The organism is Virgibacillus halotolerans (assembly GCF_016908515.1).
GTDB lineage: Bacteria > Bacillota > Bacilli > Bacillales > Amphibacillaceae > Virgibacillus_M > Virgibacillus_M halotolerans.
This window is the reverse complement of sequence record NZ_JAFBEA010000012.1, coordinates 34,992-50,736: the sequence shown is the minus strand read 5'-3', so window position 1 is coordinate 50,736 and position 15,745 is coordinate 34,992. Positions and strand designations below refer to the sequence as shown.

The window sequence follows — 15,745 nt, the reverse complement described above, 5'->3', positions numbered from 1 at the left end:
ACCTCGAGAAACCCACTCTGTGGGGGCTTCAGACTCGTGCTATTCCCGCAGGAGTCAACGGCCCTCCGCTCTAAACAACCATCATAATAGTTGAAAGCAAACTAATATTGTACTGTTGTCACACCACCAAGTTAGCGAAGGAAATACACACAGACTCCTGCGGGACAGCGAAGACGATGAGACCCCGCAGCGTTCTTTGCGAGGAGGCTCAGCGCGAGCCCGCGGAAAGCGTAGTGTATTTCCAAAGCGAAGATAAGGCATATTTTATTATGTCGCAGTTTTACCTTATGTGTAAAAAACAACCCTTATTTTACAAGGTTGTCAAGCGAAGTTTTAGAAACATTCTAGGTTTAACTCGTCCAACTTTTTGAACGTATTTTATTGGTTAAAAAGTTTGAGTAAATAAAAAGGAATTTGTCCATCTCTGTCGAATATTGTTATTACGGAGGTGGTTTTTTGTTGCAAGCAAAATCAGATAAAGGAAAATTTGTTACGCTTGCCAGGTTAACGAGGACAGAAATTGATAGGATCAAACAAGAAAAGGAATTATTTTTCTGTCCAATATGTAAGGATCAGGTGATTATCAAAGCGGGGAGCAAAATGATTCCGCACTTTGCTCATCTGTCTATTAGTAATTGTCCATCACACGAGGGTGGAGAAGGCACCTATCATGAAAAGGGGAAGCTGCTGCTGTATCAATGGCTCCAGCATCAGCAGTTGGATGTTACATTAGAGGCTTATATCCCGGAAATTAACCAGCGTCCGGATATGCTCCTCCACTTGAATGGAAGGCGAATCGCAATTGAATATCAATGTGCACGCATACCGGTCTCACAAATCAAACAACGGAATGAGGGGTATAAAAAGGCAGGTATCATTCCGATCTGGATCATCGGCGCGAACCGTTTCAAGCGGCAGACAAAGCATCATATCAAGTTGGATCAGTTTATTACCCACTTCATTCATCAGTTTACTCACGCATTCCTACCGACATTGTTCTTCTTTTGCCCTATTTCCCTCCAGTTCATAACGATACAGGATTTATACTATACAAACATTCGGCAAACCATTGGTAGGATTAGCGCTAATTATCTCACACAAATGCATTTTCCGGATATATTTCGTCAACAGCCCTTTTTGCCAAGGGAAATATTTCAATTATGGAAAAGGGAAAAGCAGCGATTTCGTTTAAGGCAAAACAATCGTCTATATGGCAGAGAATTGGCATGGCACCAGTGGTTATACATCAAGGGCACGAACCGGGAATATTTACCGCCCATTATCCATCTTCCTGTCAAAGCACAATACTGGATGAAAACCCCTACATGGGATTGGCAAAGTAGACTCTGTTTGGAATTGCTTCATCCCATGCCAACCGGTCAAGTCTTTTCACTAAAGTCGTGTCAACGGCTCCTCCAACGACATCTATTCCACAGACATGAATTTCCTTTAATATCATCCGCTACAGATCCGATTGAACAATATCTTCAATTGCTAGTTCAATTAGATATCCTTCAACAATGCGCTTCCCACACTTTTAAAAAAATAAATACGATACCTTTCTATAAACATATTGAAGCAGCTTTAATTGGCGATGAGAGGCTGATGAATCAGTTAATGATGAAGAAGGAACAAAATACGAGCATGTTTCACTAATAATTCGTTATACTAAAGAATGTAGTGTATTTTTGCAGGAGTTTTTTTAAAATTCCCGAATTAACTTATAGGGAACAGAACAAAGGGAGGAATTAATATGGCACAAGGAACAAAAGCATTACCAAAAAGAAGCGAAGTACCAGAGGAGTATACCTGGGATTTGGAAGCTATTTTTGCAACGGATGAACTGTGGGAGGAAGAGTTAAAGGCATTAAAAGCAGCATTTCCAAAAGTGGAGGCATATCAAGGAAAACTGGCAGATTCCTCACAAACATTATATGAATTATTTAAGCTTCAAGATGAGCTTGCGGAGCGATTAGGTAAGCTGTTTACTTACGCACATATGCGATATGATCAGGATACGACGAACGATTTCTATCAAGGTATGAATGCGCGGGCTGAGAGTCTGCTTACATTGGCGTCCAGCTCGATGAGTTTTATCGTACCGGAAATACTTGCGATAGATGAAGCGAAGGTAGATGCTTTCCTGAAAGAAAACGAAGCGCTACAATTGTACAAGAAAACCTTGGATGAGATTACCCGTCAAAGACCACACGTGTTAAGTGAAAAAGAGGAAGCATTATTAGCGGAAGCATCTGAACCGATGTCGAGTCCTTCACAAACATTTAGCATGCTGAACAATGCGGATCTTACTTTCCCAACGATTAAAAATGAAGACGGGGAAGAGGTAGATCTCACTCATGGCAGATATATCGGCTTCCTCGAATCAAAGGATCGTGATGTTCGTAAAGCGGCATTCAAAGAGATGTATAACACGTATGGGAGCTTTAAAAACACATTTGCATCCACTTTGAGTGGCGATGTGAAATCGAATAACTTCTTTGCGAAGGTGCATAACTATGATTCCGCCAGACAAGCTGCACTGGATAATAATAATATTCCGGAACAAGTATATGAAAATTTAGTGGAAGCGGTAAATGAGAAACTACCATTACTGCATCGTTATACAGCATTGCGGAAAAAAGTGCTAGGACTGGATGAATTGCATATGTATGACTTGTATACGCCGCTTGTTCAGGATGTAGATATGAAGATTTCTTATGAAGAGGCAAAGGAATATGTCGTTGATGGTTTAGCTCCTTTAGGCGAGGAGTACATCAGCATTATTAAGGAAGGTTATGCAAACCGTTGGATTGACGTGGAAGAGAATAAAGGCAAACGCAGTGGCGCTTATTCATCCGGTGCATATGGCACCAATCCATATGTGTTACTAAACTGGCGGGATAGTGTAAATGATACGTTCACATTGGCACATGAATTGGGCCATTCGTTGCACAGTTATTATACGAGAAAATCACAACCATTCCGTTATGGAGACTATTCGATCTTTGTTGCAGAGGTTGCATCTACGTGTAATGAAGCGCTTTTAAATGAATATATGTTAAACAACTTGGAGGATGAGAAACAAAAGCTCTTTCTTTTGAACCACTTTCTGGAAGGATTCCGTGGAACTGTATTCCGTCAAACCATGTTCGCTGAATTTGAGCATGATATTCATGCGAGAATGCAAGATGGGGAAGCAATGACTGCTGATAAGCTTACGGAAATTTATTATAACCTGAATAAAAAATACTTCGGTGAAGCAGTTGTTTCTGACGAAGAAATCGGATTGGAATGGGCTAGAATACCCCATTTTTATATGAATTATTATGTGTATCAATATGCGACAGGTTATTCAGCAGCAACCGCGCTTGCAAATAAAATTCTGGATGGCAGTGAAGGGGCAGTTGAACGCTACCTTGACTTCTTAAAAGCAGGAAGCAGCGATTATCCGATTGAAGTACTGAAAAAAGCAGGCGTTGATATGACATCCAAACAACCAATTTTAGATGCGTTAGCAGTGTTTGAAGAAAAACTGAACGAAATGGAAAAAATGTTATTGAAATAAATGACAGGGGAAAACAGGATGAACCATGTGTGCATCCTGTTTTTTTATCGCAGTTTGGCGGGCAGTAAAACTCCCAGCTCAAAATAGGAACACCGAAAATTTAGGTGGGGGATAACTGCCCGCACAAGCCCTACAAGCAGGGAACAAAGACTAAAATCACCACTTCCAGTGGCACCGTCTTTGAAACCCACGTCGTGTGGGCCTCAACTAACATTCAGTGGAAAAACTCCCACTGAATGAAGTTTCACTTTACCTCATTCTTCGGTATACGCCTCTGTGTGTGAATGTATAAATGGCTAAATAGATAGAGATAAATAATAGTGGTAGCGTGAAATAAAGTGGGATCAGATTCATAAGCCCAAGGATATTTAATATAAAGGCAACAATAACAAGCAACAAAAACAGCACTGGGTATAAGCTTTGCAACCTTATTCACTCCTGTCTACGTTTGATTATATGTTAAGATATGTTTCTAAAATGTGAAGTAGAAGTGAATTTTTTGTGAAAACATGCACAAACTTATTGTCTTTTAATAATATCCCTGTTATATTTAACATGTAAGTTAAAACAAACAAAACCCCTTTGTTTGATCATGAACTTTCTCCCATCCCCCTTTGTATAAATACAAAGCGTGAGAATAAAGAGGATATACACTGCCCTGTATATCCTCTTTTTATTTATGTAAAAAAAATAGCCCTTTGCAAGGCTATTAGTATTACACTGATCTCTTGAAATAATATTTTATTGAAAATCAGTATAAGTGCAACTACACCTCTGTCATCGCCTTCCAGGCTTGTCACTCGGCTAGTTTTCTTTACACTGATTTGGAAAAAATATTTTATGTGAAATCAGTATAAGTGCAACTACACCTCTGTCATCGCTTTCCAGGCTCGTCACTCGGCTAGTTTTCTTTATATTTCCAGAAGGATCCGTATTTGACTGGGATTCTTTCTGCTTTTCGTTTTAGTTGTAGCTTTTTCATTTCTTTATCTGTCTTCGCAAGTGACCAATCATAGACAACGGAAATTTCCTTGTTTCCAACAACACCGTAAAAGGCCAGAAAGTCTTCCAGTGGCGGTTTTTCAGAAGGAATCGGATTTTTCTGTAGCATCTCCATTAATACACGTACATAAATGTCATAAGGATAAAGACCGGAAACTTTGATGCCTTCTTCCTCTGCCACTTGGTTGAAAAATACAATTGTAGGGATGTAATCTACTTCCATCTCCATTGTTAATTTTAAGTCACATTGTAAAGCTTTCTTTGCAGAAGGGGAGAAGAGATCGTTTTTAAATTCTGTGATATCCAAATTCGCTTCCCTTGCACAATCCACTAATACGTCTCTATCAGAAACATTTTGTTTACCAAGAAATAAATATTCCTGCACTTTACGCAAGAAAACCCTGCCCGCTTTCTTTCCTTGCAATTCAGCAGCTTTTATTGCTAAGGAAGCCTTCCATGGAAGGGAAACAGGATTATCAATCCACAGATCGCCATCACAGCTCATCCCTGTACGTTTTGCAGTTTTTTCCCAGATCTCTTTTAATTTTCTTGGTTCATGAAATTGATCTTTATTTAATGTATTTAAATGACCAGTTACAATCGGCCGTATTGTAAAAAATCGACCATATTCGACCGAAAGCTTCTTTAAGTATGGCTCTAAAGACCAGCATTCCGGACAAAGAGGATCAATAAAAACATAAACTTCAATTGGCTTTTGAACAAAATCAAAAAAGCTATATCCCGACGATGTGTTAGTACGATTTGAGCGATTTAGCCCAGTTTGATTACTCACATCGATTCTCCTTTCTCTTATTCCGGTGTATTCATCATATGATTTGCAGTCATGGATAATTTATCAAATATAGCTGTACGATAAGGCTCTTCAATCTCTGCTTCAATTAAAGCTTCTGACATACAATCAAGCCATGCATTCCTTCTTTCAGGTGTGATCACAAAGGGTAAATGTCTTCTTCTTAGCATTGGATGACCACGATCTTCATTATAGAGCTGTGGGCCACCAAAAAACTGTGTTAAAAATAATCGTTGTTTTCGTGCTGTCTCTGTTAAATCATCGGGAAAAATAGGAATTAATTTTGGATGCTTCCCAACCCGCTTATAAAATGCGGTAACAAGTCTATCTATCGAATCAAAACCACCAATGGCTTCAAATATGGTTCCAGGTTTTGTCATTATGATTGCTCCTTGCTTATTCAGTTATATATATTGTAGCAAGCCAGCGATAAGGGAGCAAACCAAATGAACTTTGGTGGATGACTATTTACCTATTGTTTGGAGCTAAAAAAGCGTTTAATTTTATTTGGTGTATGTTTTTTTTCGATCTGGTAGGTTTCTAGTAAGGAATGAAATGCCTTGATACCAATTGCTTCGCTAGGTGCTTCTACCTCCAATTCATAATCGGATTTTCCATTATACGTACTATAATCCAATACGACGAGGACATCATGGTGATGCAGCTCGCGACGTTCGGTAGTTAGGCTCCCGTAATAAATCAGATCGGCAGTTGAAATGCCCTTATTTGCTAGTTGTTTGGCAGTATTTTCTTTTTCATTGATATTTCCGGCTATCCAATCAAGGGCTTCTTGTTTCGTTAAGGCATCATGCGTCTCAAGTAAACCTTGTGGATGGGGCTCTTTCAATGTTAATTGATACTTTCCCTGCTTTTCTCTAATCCTTAGCGCACAACCATTTTGTTTGAGGAAAAAGTCCTCCGTTTCAAAATAATGATTTGTTTGTGTGATACCATTCTCAGGGAAAGGCAGTCCTTTTAAAATATGATTAAATTCTTCTTTTGTTAATAAATTTTTATATTCAATTTCAATTTCCTGTGTCATGATTAACCTCCGAATGGGACTTGCATCGTTTATTTATGAATATAACGGAGTTTATTTTAATATGCAAAGGTTAGCCATTATAATGAGATATGGTAAAATGGTAGTAGTAATTCCATGAAAAGAGAGTCGGGTGGTGTTGATGATGAATTGGGGAGCAATTCTTGCACCTTATGAGCAGGTAGTTGATGAATTAAAAGTGAAGTTAAAAAGAATGCGCGCACAATTTGAGAATGAATCCAGACATTCCCCAATTGAGTTTATAACTGGGAGGGTGAAGCCCATTCCGAGTATTTTAGAAAAGGCTGAGAAAAAGGAAATCCCATTTGAATACATAGAGAGAGAAATTCAGGATATCGCGGGACTGCGTGTCGTATGTCAGTTTGTAGATGATATATATACGGTTGTAAATATGCTGCGCTCGCGTAAAGATTTGAAGATTATGGATGAAAGAGACTATATAAAAAATGAAAAAGAGAGTGGCTATCGGTCGTTCCATATGATCATTGAATATCCGGTAGAAACCATCCACGGTCAAAAGACGGTGCTTGCTGAAATCCAAATTCGTACATTAGCCATGAACTTTTGGGCAACCAATGAGCATTCATTAAATTATAAATATAAAGGTCGCATACCAACTGCAATCAAAGCACGATTACAACGGGCGGCAGAGGCAGCTTTTAAATTGGACGAAGAAATGTCTACCATAAAAAAAGAAGTGAATGAAGCGCAACGAATTTTTCATCGTAAGTAGCGATGGGATTCCTACAAACAAAGCAGTATACAGCATAATGAGGGGATGAATCATAGTGAAGTTTGCAATTGTATCAAAGGGTGATGAGCGCTCCAATAATTTAAAGGCAACCATCAAGCAATATTTAACCGAATTTGATCTGGAATATGATAAGGAGGAGCCAGAACTCGTTATTTCTGTTGGTGGAGATGGTACATTTCTGGAAGCATTTCATCGGTATATTGGTCGATTGAGTGAAACAGCTTTTCTGGGTGTGCATACCGGGCATTTAGGATTTTATGCGGATTGGCTACCTGAAGAAATAGAAAAGTTGATTATTGAAATTGCTAAAACTCCGAGTCAAATTGTTGAGTATCCATTGCTGGAAGTGACGATTCGCCCGAAATCAGGGGGCGAGGAGGATCGCTTTCTTGCGCTCAATGAGACAACCATTAAAACGGCGGAAGGCTCGGTTGTATTTGATGTGGACATCAAGGGAGAGCATTTCGAAACTTTTCGTGGAGATGGGTTATGTATTTCAACGCCGTCGGGAAGTACTGCATATAATAAAGCACTGGGAGGCGGCATTATACATCCGTCTTTAAATGCGATTCAGTTAACTGAGATGGCATCGATTAATAATCGGGTTTTCCGTACGATTGGTTCCCCATTAATTTTGCCAAAACACCATACCTGTTTTTTGAAACCAATTGTAAATCGAAGTTTTCTGATTGGGATCGATCATTTTACAACAACTTATACGAATGTAAAATCAATCCAATGTCGGGTAGCAGACGAAACCATTCGTTTTGCCCGGTACAAGCCATTCCCTTTTTGGAAGCGGGTACGTGATTCGTTCGTTGCTGATGATGATATTTGATACGACAGTGCAGGTGAATGTTACATGAAATGGGTCATTGAAAAAAAGCATACAGGTATGCTGGTACGTGAATATTTGAAAGAAATCCATGGTTTCTCACGTCGGATCATAAAAGCGGTGAAATTTGATGGTGGGAAAATTATGGTTAATGGGGTCTCGCGAACTGTCCGATATGATTTAGCGGAAGGGGATATGCTACAGGTATTGTTCCCGCCGGAAAAGATTGGGCCTGGAATGGTACCGGAAGCGATGGATCTTAATATTATCTTTGAAGATGAAGATGTGATCGTTATTGATAAACCTTCTGGTATAGCGACGATTCCATCCTGTCATCATCCATCAGGAACCATTGCAAATGGGGTGTTGGCACATTACGAAAAAAATAACATTCCTTATACGATTCATGTGGTCTCGAGGTTGGATCGGGACACGTCGGGATTAGTTTTAATTGCTAAACATCGGTATAGCCACTCCTTGTTAGCGGACTTGCTCCAGGCTGGTAAAGTAAGCAGAACATATCAAGCGATCGTAGAAGGTACGATGGACAAGGTCGAAGGAGTGATTGATGCTCCGATAGACAGGAAGGAAGGTTCCATCATTGAACGCGCTGTTTGCGATACAGGCAAAAGAGCGATAACCCATTATCAAGTACTGCGACAATTTCAGCACTATTCGCTGGTGGAAATTAAACTGGAAACAGGCAGAACACATCAGATCCGCGTTCATTTTTCCCATGTTGGACATCCACTGGCAGGAGATGATTTATATGGTGGTTCTAAATCACTGATCACACGACAGGCTTTGCATTGCAGTGAACTTGTATTCCAACATCCGACATCGGATAAAATGATCAGATTACAATCACAACTGCCGTCTGACATTTTAGGAATGGTGTAGGGCTTCTAGGTCTCATCATAGATCGTAAATTTTTCTTCAAGCAGCGGTTGTTTTGATGGAACGTTCACGATCTTCTCCTCAGGTAAACGGAAGGCAGTTAAGGCATTGCCAAATACGCACCCTGTGTCAATGTTCACGGTTCTATGAACGAATCGAGGCGTTTTCACAGGCGTATGCCCATATACAATCCAGTCTTTTCCCTGGTAATATTGTGCCCAGTCCCGGCGAATTGGGCGTCCATCAGGGTGAAACGCACCGGACACATCCCCATAAAGGACAAAGCTTTCCACTTTCTTATCTGTCCGTCCAATTAAAGATTCCTTGATCCCCGCATGCGCCACAACAGCTTGTACTTCTGGTAGCTGTAAATACAGTGGCGCTTGCTCATATAATGTCATGAACATATGCCTGATTTCTTTTTGCTCCCGATTAGGAAGGGCAGTATATTCTGCGACCGTTGTTTCCAGCCCATGAAGGTGCATGACCTTGTTTCCGAGGAAATAACGATATAATTTATTGCAATGGTTTCCAGGTACATAATAGGCTATTTGTTTGTGTACAACCATATTATAAACAAGCTGAATCGTTTGTAATGAATCGGGGCCACGATCCGTTATATCGCCCAGGAATACAGGAAATCTACCACCTGGATGGACGTAGCTGTTTTGCTTTTTTTGATAGCCAAGTTGCTGTAACAGATTACATAATTCATCAAAGCATCCATGAACATCACCGATTATATCTACTTTCATTATTTTCGCCACCTTATTAGAAAACTTTGCATTCGCCTAGCTTCTGGGCGAGTTGCCTTCGTCTGCGATCATCGCCCTCGCAATGTCTTTATACATTTAAGACATTGCTAAAATATACGTTTTCATTAGTATACATGAATCGTATCATTTTACACCAATAAGTAAATAAAACCTTTACCCGTGATTGGGGAGTGAATTTTTCGGAAGGTGAATAAAAGTTTAACTTTGGATGAATTTGACAAATGTCTGTGTCTTGTTATAATGAGGGATGTGTTTCAAACAACTTAAATTACACCCTCGTTAGGTGAGGCTCCTATATGGAGGTAAGCTACTGCCCAGAAACGTCGAGAGACACCAATGGGTCAGCAGGAACTATCGACTTAAGGTGGTTTCTAATGTAGCCGGATGAATACAAGTTCATTCAAGCCATATAGTGCTAAAACTCTACGATGCAGGTTTATTTATTCATGACTTTAATGATAAACATCCTTCTTCGTGGAGGGTGTTTTTTATTATTTATCAATAACTCAGGAGGTGATGGGAATGGATAGTTCCCCTGACTCGAGAAGGATCAAATGTTGGAATTATAATTTAATCATCAACCGGGAAAAACAGTCCCATCCCTTTAAGCTGATTAGAAAATATTAGTTTTATTCAAGCGGTATTGGGTACATTATTAATAGAGACTCGTCTTTTTTGGTTGGAGAGGAAGTGGAATCGTGGAGAAGACAAAGGAGTATCAAGATCACTTAGTAAAACTGCAAACAACATTAGAAAATGAACAAATGGAGTCGTTTCGGGAAGAATTTCTGGATTTGCATCCGTACGAACAGGCAATGTTTTTTATGGATCAGCCGAAAAAGACACGATTAAAAATTTATGCTTATTTGTCTCCTGAAGAATTAGCTGACATCATGGAGAACATTGAAATTGAAGATACTGAAAAATTTATCACGGAAATGGATCCACGATTTGCATCAATGATATTTTCCGAGATGGCAGCGGATGATGCTGTAGATATTTTAAATATACTGGATAAAGAAAAAGTAGCCAGTTACCTGACGATTATGGATCAGGATGCAGCAGATGAAATTAAACAATTGATTCATTATGAAGAGAAAACTGCTGGTAGTATCATGACAACGGAATTTGTCGCCTTATATAAAACCCAGACTGTCAAAGAGGCGATGCGTGAATTAAAAACAATTGCACCGGATGCGGAGACCATTTATTATTTATATGTTTTGGATGATGCTAAGCGCTTAGCAGGTGTGCTTTCTTTACGTGACTTAATCATCGCGGCTGAAGATACAAAAATTGCAGATGTCATGAGCGAAAAGGTTGTAGCTGTTTCTGTTGCTAAGGACCAGGAAGAAATTGCGAAAATGATGCGGGATTATGATTTCTTAGCTGTTCCGGTGGTTGATTTTCAAAATCATTTATTAGGGATTATTACAGTTGATGACATTCTTGACGTTATGGATGAAGAAGCAAGTGACGATTATTCCAAACTAGCTGGGGTTTCAGACGTGCAAAGACCGGATGACAGCCCGCTTTCAGCTGCAAAGAAGCGGTTACCATGGTTAATTATTCTATTGTTTTTAGGGATGTTTACTGCAAGTTTAATTGATCAATTTGAAGAGACACTGGAGCAAGTAACACTTTTGGCTATATTTATTCCATTAATCGCTGCGATGGCAGGTAATACCGGAACACAATCACTTGCGGTTGCTGTAAGAGGATTGGCAACTGGTGATTTTGGTGGCCAAGGTAAAATGAAATTGATGCTTAGAGAGGCGACAACCGGATTGATTACAGGAACAACCTGTGGTGTCTTAATTACGATTGTAGTTTATTTATGGAAAGGCGAACTGTTTTTAGGATTTCTTGTTGGTATCTCTATCATGGTGACACTGACGATCGCAACCTTGTCCGGTTCAGTCATTCCAATTGTGATGGATCGGTTGAAAATTGACCCGGCAGTAGCTTCTGGGCCGTTTATTACAACCATCAATGACATTATATCGATTTCAGTTTATTTTGGTATTGCAACATCGTTTTTAGACTATTTACTGTAACAGATTGTAAGGGGCATCAGAAATGATGCTCTTTTTTTGATGGCATTTCACTTTACACACTTATAAAATGGGTTCATATACTAGGCTGAGGAATTGAATAGGAAGGAGATATTTTAAATGGGAAAGAAACAATTTGCCAGAGACCCATTGCTTTATATTCATCAGCCATCTATAGGAACACCAGAAGCGCCAATGCAATCGGATTACAGGTCTCCAAGGACCATGCAAACAAATGCACCTCTCAAAGCTAATACGGCTCCTACAACCGTAGCAGAAAGCAACACGAATAAACAGGACCCGATAAAGAAAGTGCCCAAACAGCCGATCAGAAAAACAGCATTTGAAAAACAATTTAATAAAACAAAACAGGAAGACAATACGGCAGAAGCAACCCAGGATGATGAATCCATTCTAACAGATGCAGCAATGTTAACCGAAGATGCAACTAATATCACCGAACCGGTAAAATTTAAAGACAGGTCATTAAAAGATAAAATATCTTATTTTGCTGATGCACCTGAATTCGCGCCGAAAATGCGATGTGAAGTAAAGACAGAAGCAAGAACATATCGTGGTTACATTGTTGATAGGCAAGAAGATATTGTTTATATGCGCACAGGGAAACGGACCTCGAATACAAAAATACCCGTGGAAAAAATCATAGATATTCGGATGTTGGGGTTCTAATTCTTGTTTATTGTAGAAAAAACACCGGGGAGTGTAATCTTAACCCCGGTGTTTTTTTAATGAATTAATTGAAAGCATCAATTGCTGGCAGGCACGTAATGTGACAGAAGCAATTGGCATCGACAGTAATACAAATACCAGTAGCACGTAAACAGCCGGTATATTGATCTACCGGGTTATGGGGATTGTTATTGGCATCTTCCGGATCTCTTAATAATTCCAGAACTGCACAGCAATCATCCATCACCTTTTTAACTCGGAAATAGTAACTTCCCATCACATCTGAAATATTACTCGGATGTGCACCATATCCTTTAAACGGCGAACAACCCTCCTGACAATATAACAGGACTGGAACAGTGTCTAAGCCGTTACCATTATCTGTTTCACCTAACAAATCACTGATTGACTGCTCACAGCTCGAATCACAGCAATTCTCGACGACATCGCTTTGAGCATTTGCGATTTCTTTTAAAACATCGCAAACACAGCTACCAGTATCATATTCTTTTCCACAACTACCCATGAATTATTACCCCTTTCAAAATATATTGACTTAGTTGTCTTTAATACAATATGTGCGAATGGCCAGTTTGTGTAGGCGTTCATGGATAGAATTTTGGAATATATTTAAAGTTTTCCGGGCGAATGACTATACGAAAGTCAGATCTGTACATAGGCTGATAACGACCCAACTTACAAAAGGAGTGATAACAAGATGTCTGAAAGAAAACAGGTTATCCACGTAAAAGATCTCATCATTCAAGCGGACCATGTTTATGTAGAACGTGGCAGGAGAGGGAATGAACACCAACACCAGGAACACGTTCATGGGGAGCATGAGCATAGGGAATCATCCAATGAACATCATCACCATGATTATGAAAACAAGGAATATGATCGGAGACGAAGCGGACCGTTTGGCTGGTTTTAAATATTCATCATACGAGGCAGCTAGCTGTAGCTGCTTTTGTTTTTTCTAAAATAGGATTATTTTAATGAAAAAAGGGTATAGATAGTAGGACAGAAAATAAGCATTGCTTCCGAATAGATATAGTATTACTAATTATCTGATGATTGAGGAGGGGACTTTAATGGGATATATATTGCCTGTACAACCGTTTCAATACAATGATTATCAAAATCGAATCATCGAAACAAAGCAAAACCCGCAATTTATTGATAAACCATTTAAAGTAATTTTAGAAAAACAACATCAGGAAATAACAAAAGAATATGAACGAATCAATAAAACAATGTATCGAAATGTACTTCCCAAAAAAAACGATCAAAAAGTGTTTGCGAGTCTTACAGGAAAAGGCAGTAAATTCAACGAAAGTGTATAGAATCGGTTCTAAAAGGGAGCAATGCGCTGAATATGATTAAATTAATTTTTATTCTTTCTTTCTCCCTTGTTTTTCAATAAATGACTGTAAAAAAAGTGGTTTATCTTTCATATATTCGGCGTAAAATACATCTTCGGGCTTCTCATAACCCTGTTTTTTTAATTCATTGTAAAGCCAGTCGATAGATAAATGAAGTTCCTGTAGGTTGTCGTTAATGATTTCACCATCTGAAATTAAAGTTGCTGATAAATTTACATCTGCTGATGGTGCCTTTATATCCGCTTTTGTTGTTGGTTGATATTCGGATTTCTTCAACACGGACAAGGTACCATTAGATTCCATAATGGCATATTCAACTTCCTGTATTGAAAAAGTGTCTTTTGCCCGTAGTAAATGCAACACTTCACCAATATCAATTTTATTCTTCCTCATTTCTTCCCGGATTAATTTCCCTTTATGAATAATAATGGATGGTTTTCCTTCTAGTACAAACCGTGTGCCTTTAAATTTTTGTGTGATGATCTCGACCATGTATAACAAAACGCCCCACACAACAACAACATAACCAATTTCGAACAGACCTGCTTCCTTGTCAAATAGGGCATTACCGACAAGTTCACCCATAACGATTGCAGCAATAAAATCAAATGGTGTTAATTGGGACATCTGTGTTTTTCCGAGGACTTTCGTTAATATAAATAAGGCTGCAAATCCAAATAGTGTTTCGAATAACATTGGCAGCATACTTTCCATTTGCATGATCCCCTTTTTTAACATTTACTTTTTAGGATAACCTTAAAAATAAATGTCATGCATAGGATAAATGGAAAAAAATAAGGATTCCCCGTGAAATAGGGAAACCTTATTTTACAATTGCTTTATCATTGTCACATGTGGAATACCTGCATCCATAAATTCACCGGATACGACTTCATAGCCGAGTCGCTTATAAAATGCAATGGCATGTGTTTGTGCGTTCAACTTAGCTTTTGTATAACCTTTTTCTGTAATGGCTGCTTCCATTGCTTCTATCATATGAGAACCATGTGATTTTCCACGATGGTCTTTTAATATACAAATGCGTTCCAATTTACCATAGTCATCAGCAAAGCGCAGACGGCTTGTTGCAATGACCTCGTTTCCTTCATAACCAATGAAATGGGTAGATGTTTTGTCATACTCGTCGAGTTCTTCTTCCGCTGGCACTTTCTGTTCTTCAACAAAAACAACCATTCGAACGTGATAGGCTTGCGCTAATTCCTCTTTTGATTTTACCGTTTTAATGTTCACATGAATTCCTTCCCAAATACGAACGTTTCATAAACAGTCCATGAACCATTCTCTAACTGATATAATAGTTGGAAACGATCAATCGCATCTTCATATTTATTGTCTCTCATCTTCAAGCTACCAAAAACATCTGAATACTCGTCATGCTCTAACGCTTGTGCAAGTGTAATGTGTGGTACAAAGTTATACGCACCATTTCTCGGGAATTCTCCCTGGTTTAATTTTTCATTCAAATCGATTAATGCCTGGATAGGCTCAACCTTCAAATAAATCGTATTGGTTACCGGAGCAAAGGTACTTACTTTATTAATATTGATGGTAAAGGGCCTTGTTTCGTTTGCGATTTTCTTAAGTTCCGGGACAAGCGCTTCAATCAGCTCATCTTCGGCTTTAAAAGATTCCTTCAATGTAATGTGCGGCGGAATTAACGCATAATGGGGATCATAACGTTTTCTGTATGAGTTCGCTTCATCTTGTATTCCTTTTGATGGAAATAATACGATGCCGTAGTTTGTCATTAGTAAAACCTCCTAAAGATATTTTTAACATGTTATCTGTATAGTGTTTAGTGATGATGGATATAAGTACAAGATTTACTCTTCATTATAACAAATATATCAGATAAATAGGAACAATTTAATAAAAAACATTAGAAAAATTGGCAT

The 15,745-nt window shown here is 38.8% G+C and carries 17 protein-coding genes and 1 riboswitch; of the genes, 9 read left to right on the top strand and 8 right to left on the bottom strand.

Going from position 1 to position 15,745, the window contains the following annotated elements:
- The first annotated feature begins 456 nt into the window (after positions 1 to 456).
- Together JOC34_RS19590 and pepF are read left to right on the top strand one after the other, a co-directional pair.
- Positions 457 to 1,656: a competence protein CoiA gene (locus JOC34_RS19590; protein WP_205138483.1), complete on the top strand. Its 1,200-nt coding sequence runs from the start codon at positions 457 to 459 to the stop codon at positions 1,654 to 1,656.
- Positions 1,657 to 1,753: 97 nt separating this feature from the next.
- Positions 1,754 to 3,565: an oligoendopeptidase F gene (gene pepF, locus JOC34_RS19585; RefSeq protein WP_205138482.1), complete on the top strand. Its 1,812-nt coding sequence runs from the start codon at positions 1,754 to 1,756 to the stop codon at positions 3,563 to 3,565.
- 901 nt (positions 3,566 to 4,466) lie between these two features.
- On the opposite strand, the gene JOC34_RS19580 is transcribed toward pepF, so the two are convergent.
- The 3 genes from JOC34_RS19580 to JOC34_RS19570 form a co-directional block, all read right to left on the bottom strand.
- Positions 4,467 to 5,360, bottom strand: a complete 894-nt coding sequence (locus tag JOC34_RS19580) for a DsbA family protein (protein ID WP_205138481.1) — start codon at positions 5,358 to 5,360, stop codon at positions 4,467 to 4,469.
- Positions 5,361 to 5,377: 17 nt separating this feature from the next.
- Entirely contained in the window at positions 5,378 to 5,758 is a 381-nt protein-coding gene (locus tag JOC34_RS19575; RefSeq protein ID WP_205138480.1) for a globin domain-containing protein, read from the bottom strand.
- Positions 5,759 to 5,850: 92 nt separating this feature from the next.
- Positions 5,851 to 6,420 carry a CYTH domain-containing protein gene (locus JOC34_RS19570; protein ID WP_205138479.1) on the bottom strand — a complete coding sequence of 190 codons (570 nt, stop codon included), beginning with the start codon at positions 6,418 to 6,420 and terminating at the stop codon, positions 5,851 to 5,853.
- A 142-nt stretch (positions 6,421 to 6,562) separates the two neighbouring features.
- On the opposite strand from JOC34_RS19570, the gene yjbM reads away from it, so the two are divergent.
- The 3 genes from yjbM to JOC34_RS19555 are packed head-to-tail and all read left to right on the top strand — an operon-like array spanning position 6,563 to position 8,927.
- On the top strand, positions 6,563 to 7,171 hold the full coding sequence (gene yjbM / locus JOC34_RS19565) for a GTP diphosphokinase (protein ID WP_205138478.1): 609 nt from the start codon (positions 6,563 to 6,565) through the stop codon (positions 7,169 to 7,171).
- Positions 7,172 to 7,226: 55 nt separating this feature from the next.
- Entirely contained in the window at positions 7,227 to 8,030 is an 804-nt protein-coding gene (locus JOC34_RS19560; RefSeq protein WP_205138477.1) for an NAD kinase, read from the top strand.
- A 24-nt stretch (positions 8,031 to 8,054) separates the two neighbouring features.
- On the top strand, positions 8,055 to 8,927 hold the full coding sequence (locus JOC34_RS19555) for an RluA family pseudouridine synthase (RefSeq protein ID WP_205138476.1): 873 nt from the start codon (positions 8,055 to 8,057) through the stop codon (positions 8,925 to 8,927).
- 5 nt (positions 8,928 to 8,932) lie between these two features.
- Here JOC34_RS19555 and prpE read toward each other — a convergent pair whose 3' ends face one another.
- A complete protein-coding gene (prpE, locus tag JOC34_RS19550) occupies positions 8,933 to 9,679 on the bottom strand; it encodes a bis(5'-nucleosyl)-tetraphosphatase PrpE (RefSeq protein ID WP_205138475.1) in 747 nt (248 codons plus the stop codon).
- A 289-nt stretch (positions 9,680 to 9,968) separates the two neighbouring features.
- A riboswitch (M-box (ykoK) riboswitch) is annotated at positions 9,969 to 10,141 on the top strand.
- A gap of 257 nt (positions 10,142 to 10,398) precedes the next feature.
- Here prpE and mgtE point away from each other — a divergent pair.
- Both mgtE and JOC34_RS19540 read left to right on the top strand, forming a co-directional pair.
- Complete coding sequence (gene mgtE, locus JOC34_RS19545) at positions 10,399 to 11,757, top strand: magnesium transporter (RefSeq protein WP_205138474.1); 1,359 nt, start codon at positions 10,399 to 10,401, stop codon at positions 11,755 to 11,757.
- 117 nt (positions 11,758 to 11,874) lie between these two features.
- A complete protein-coding gene (locus JOC34_RS19540; RefSeq protein WP_205138473.1) occupies positions 11,875 to 12,444 on the top strand; it encodes a CotO family spore coat protein in 570 nt (189 codons plus the stop codon).
- A gap of 64 nt (positions 12,445 to 12,508) precedes the next feature.
- Here JOC34_RS19540 and JOC34_RS19535 read toward each other — a convergent pair whose 3' ends face one another.
- Positions 12,509 to 12,970, bottom strand: coding sequence for a CotY/CotZ family spore coat protein (locus tag JOC34_RS19535; protein WP_205138472.1), 462 nt, complete (start codon positions 12,968 to 12,970; stop codon positions 12,509 to 12,511).
- 192 nt (positions 12,971 to 13,162) lie between these two features.
- Here JOC34_RS19535 and JOC34_RS19530 point away from each other — a divergent pair, with 192 nt between their 5' ends.
- Both JOC34_RS19530 and JOC34_RS19525 read left to right on the top strand, forming a co-directional pair.
- Positions 13,163 to 13,378, top strand: coding sequence for a hypothetical protein (locus JOC34_RS19530; protein WP_205138471.1), 216 nt, complete (start codon positions 13,163 to 13,165; stop codon positions 13,376 to 13,378).
- A gap of 160 nt (positions 13,379 to 13,538) precedes the next feature.
- Positions 13,539 to 13,790, top strand: a complete 252-nt coding sequence (locus JOC34_RS19525; protein ID WP_205138470.1) for a hypothetical protein — start codon at positions 13,539 to 13,541, stop codon at positions 13,788 to 13,790.
- 48 nt (positions 13,791 to 13,838) lie between these two features.
- Here the strand turns inward: JOC34_RS19525 and JOC34_RS19520 are convergent, their stop codons facing one another.
- The 3 genes from JOC34_RS19520 to JOC34_RS19510 all read right to left on the bottom strand — a co-directional run bounded on the left by JOC34_RS19520 (position 13,839) and on the right by JOC34_RS19510 (position 15,598).
- Complete coding sequence (locus JOC34_RS19520) at positions 13,839 to 14,543, bottom strand: YetF domain-containing protein (protein ID WP_205138469.1); 705 nt, start codon at positions 14,541 to 14,543, stop codon at positions 13,839 to 13,841.
- 114 nt (positions 14,544 to 14,657) lie between these two features.
- Positions 14,658 to 15,080, bottom strand: a complete 423-nt coding sequence (locus JOC34_RS19515) for a GNAT family N-acetyltransferase (RefSeq protein ID WP_205138468.1) — start codon at positions 15,078 to 15,080, stop codon at positions 14,658 to 14,660.
- Positions 15,077 to 15,598 carry a YjcG family protein gene (locus JOC34_RS19510; RefSeq protein ID WP_205138467.1) on the bottom strand — a complete coding sequence of 174 codons (522 nt, stop codon included), beginning with the start codon at positions 15,596 to 15,598 and terminating at the stop codon, positions 15,077 to 15,079. The genes JOC34_RS19515 and JOC34_RS19510 overlap by 4 nt, the downstream gene beginning before the upstream one ends.
- Between the last annotated feature and the right edge of the window lie 147 nt (positions 15,599 to 15,745).

Bases quoted from the DNA above. Each gene is read 5' to 3' on its own strand.
- pepF (WP_205138482.1), top strand. From the start codon at position 1,754: ATGGCACAAGGAACAAAAGCATTACCAAAAAGAAGCGAAGTACCAGAG.
- JOC34_RS19575 (WP_205138480.1), bottom strand. From the start codon at position 5,758: ATGACAAAACCTGGAACCATATTTGAAGCCATTGGTGGTTTTGATTCG.
- JOC34_RS19570 (WP_205138479.1), bottom strand. From the start codon at position 6,420: ATGACACAGGAAATTGAAATTGAATATAAAAATTTATTAACAAAAGAA.
- yjbM (WP_205138478.1), top strand. From the start codon at position 6,563: ATGAATTGGGGAGCAATTCTTGCACCTTATGAGCAGGTAGTTGATGAA.
- JOC34_RS19555 (WP_205138476.1), top strand. From the start codon at position 8,055: ATGAAATGGGTCATTGAAAAAAAGCATACAGGTATGCTGGTACGTGAA.
- prpE (WP_205138475.1), bottom strand. From the start codon at position 9,679: ATGAAAGTAGATATAATCGGTGATGTTCATGGATGCTTTGATGAATTA.
- JOC34_RS19540 (WP_205138473.1), top strand. From the start codon at position 11,875: ATGGGAAAGAAACAATTTGCCAGAGACCCATTGCTTTATATTCATCAG.
- JOC34_RS19535 (WP_205138472.1), bottom strand. From the start codon at position 12,970: ATGGGTAGTTGTGGAAAAGAATATGATACTGGTAGCTGTGTTTGCGAT.
- JOC34_RS19530 (WP_205138471.1), top strand. From the start codon at position 13,163: ATGTCTGAAAGAAAACAGGTTATCCACGTAAAAGATCTCATCATTCAA.
- JOC34_RS19525 (WP_205138470.1), top strand. From the start codon at position 13,539: ATGGGATATATATTGCCTGTACAACCGTTTCAATACAATGATTATCAA.
- JOC34_RS19520 (WP_205138469.1), bottom strand. From the start codon at position 14,543: ATGGAAAGTATGCTGCCAATGTTATTCGAAACACTATTTGGATTTGCA.
- JOC34_RS19510 (WP_205138467.1), bottom strand. From the start codon at position 15,598: ATGACAAACTACGGCATCGTATTATTTCCATCAAAAGGAATACAAGAT.